The sequence below is a fragment of the Streptomyces griseoflavus genome, from assembly GCF_014649995.1.
GTDB classification, from domain to species: Bacteria; Actinomycetota; Actinomycetes; order Streptomycetales; family Streptomycetaceae; genus Streptomyces; species Streptomyces griseoflavus.
Genome location: NZ_BMUC01000043.1, coordinates 1 through 2,690, shown reverse-complemented (window position 1 = coordinate 2,690; position 2,690 = coordinate 1). Strand labels below are relative to the sequence as shown.

Annotated in this window: 1 protein-coding gene; it reads right to left on the bottom strand. The window is 74.9% G+C overall.

Annotated elements, in window-relative coordinates:
* Positions 1-2,690 (bottom strand): acyltransferase domain-containing protein (locus IE172_RS34135; RefSeq protein WP_190101253.1); only part of this gene is annotated, 2,690 nt, incomplete at both ends.

Sequence of the window (2,690 nt, the reverse complement as noted above, 5' to 3'; positions counted from 1 at the left end):
GTTGCGGGTGAACAGGACCAGCCGGGAGTCGGCGAACCGCTCCTCCGCCAGCCACCGCTTGACCAGATCCAGCACCCAATGCAGCGAGGTGCGTTCACCGGGCGGGCAAGGAGCGACCACGACCTCGGAAGCCGACAGGCCGTCGAGGCCCTCACCGGCGGACAGCCAGACCGGGTCCGGCCCCTCCGCCTGCGCGGCCTCGACGGGCACCCACTCCACGCGGAACAGTGCGTCGCGCAGGGTCGCCGCGGCTGCGGCCTCCGCCGCTCGGCCGGACAGCGGCCGCAGCGCGAGCGAGTCGACGGTCAGGACCGGACTGCCCAGGGCGTCCGCCGCGTCGAGCCGTACCTCCTCCTGGCCGGTCACGGTCAGCCGCACCCGCAGTACGGTCGCGCCCGTGGCGTGCAGGCGTACGCCCCGCCAGGAGAACGGCATCAGTGCCGGCGCGCCGTCCTCGGCCAGGCTGCTGAGGCCGACCGTCTGCAGCGCCGCGTCGAACAAGGCGGGGTGCAGCTCGAAGTCCGCCGCGTCCTCGGCCAGGTCCGCCGGCAGGGCGACCTCGGCGAACACCTCGTCACCCCGCCGCCACGCCGCCCGCAGGCCCTGGAACTCAGGGCCGTACTCGAAGCCGCTCTCCCGGAACCGCTCGTAGCGGCCCTCGATGTCCAGCGGCTCGGCCCCGGCCGGCGGCCAGGCCCCGCTGAGGTCCTGCCCGGCGTCGGCGCGGTCCGGGCTCAGGGTGCCGCTCGCGTGGCGCGTCCACGGCAGGCCGTCCTGCCCCGTGTCCTCGTCGGGCCGCGCGTGCACGGTCAGCGTGCGCCGGCCCGACGCGTCGGCGGCACCGACCCGCACCCGGAGTCGTAGGCCACCGTCCTCGGGCAGCACCAGCGGCGCCTCAAGGGTCAGTTCCTCCAGCAGCGGGCAACCGGTCCTGTCCCCGGCCCGTACGGCCAGCTCGGCCAGCGCGGTGCCGGGCAGCAGGGCCACGCCCTCGACCCGGTGACCGCGGATCCACGGCTGGGCGGCGAGCGAGACCCGGCTGGTGAACAGCAGCTCGTCGCCGTCCGCGCTCTCCAGTACTGCACCCAGCAGCGGATGGTCCACCGACTCCAGGCCGAGCGAGCGTACGTTCCCGGCCGCACCGGAGGGGGCCTTCGGCCAGTAGCGCTGCCGCTGGAAGGGGTAGGTCGGCAAATCCACCCGCCGGGCACCGCTGCCGGCGAACAGCGCCGCCCAGTCGACGCGGGCGCCGCGGGCGAACACCGTCGCCACCGCCTCCACCACCGACTCCGGCTCGGCGCGGTCGCGGCGCAGCGCGGCGGCGAACGCCACGGCGTCGCCGGGCAGGCAGTCCTGGCCCATGCCGGAGAGCACCCCGCCGGGGCCGAGTTCCAGGCAGCTGCCGACGCCCAGTTCGCCCAGCGTCCGCACGCCGTCGGCGAACCGCACGGCCTGCCGCACATGGCGCACCCAGTAGTCCGGGTCGGTCAGCTCCTCGGCGGTGGCCGTACGGCCGGTCACATCGGAGACGACCGGGATCAGCGGATCGCTGTACCGCAGCGAGCGCGCGACGGCCCGGAAGTCGTCGAGCATGGCGTCCATGCGGGGCGAGTGGAAGGCATGGCTGACGTTGAGCCGCTTGGTGCGTCGGCCGCGCTCGGCGAGTTCGGCGGCCACCGCGAGCACCGTCTCCTCGTCGCCCGACACGACGACGGACCGCGGCCCGTTGACGGCGGCGACGGACACCCGTTCCGTGCGTCCGGCCAGCACCTCCATGACCTCGTCCTCGGTGGCGCGTACGGACACCATCGCCCCGCCCACCGGCAGCTCCTGCATCAGCCGGCCGCGGGCGGCCACCAGCGCGCAGGCGTCCGGCAGGCTCAGTACCCCCGCGACATGGGCCGCCGCCAGCTCGCCGACGGAGTGGCCCAGCAGCGCGGCGGGACGCAGGCCCCATGCCTCGACCAGCCGGAACAGCGCTACCTCGACGGCGAACAGCCCTGCCTGGGTGTACTGCGTCTGGTCCAGGAGCTCCGCCTCGGCCGTGCCCGGCTCGGCGAACACCACTTCACGCAGCGGACGGTCCAGGTGCGGGTCCAGGGCGGCGCAGACCTCGTCGAAGGCGGCGGCGAAGACCGGGTAGACGGCGTGGAGTTCACGTCCCATGCCCGGGTACTGGCTGCCCTGCCCGGTGAAGAGGAAGGCCGTCCGGGCGGCACGGTGACCCGCGCCCGTCACCAGCCCCGGAGCCGCGTCCCTGCCCTCGGCGAGCGCCGTCAGCGCCGCGTCGAGCCCGCCGGGACCGTTGTTGTACAGCACCGCGCGGTGCTCGAAGACCGAACGCCCCGTGGCCAGCGAGAAGCCGACATCGGCGGGGTCCGTGTGGACGAACTCCCCCAGCTGTGCGCCCTGTTCGCGCAACGCGTCCGCCGACCGGGCGGACAGCACCCACGGCACGACCGGCATCCCGGCCCTGCGTTCCGGCAGGTCCTGGGCGGACTCGTCCTCCGGGGCCTCTTCCAGGACGGCGTGCGTGTTCGTGCCGCTCACGCCGAAGGACGACACGGCCGCACGGCGCGGCCGGTCGGCGGCCGGCCAGGGCCGCTCCTCGGTCAGCAGCGAGACGGCTCCGGAGTCCCAGTCGACGTGGGTGGAGGGGGTGTCGACGTGGAGGGTCCGGGGGAGGAGGC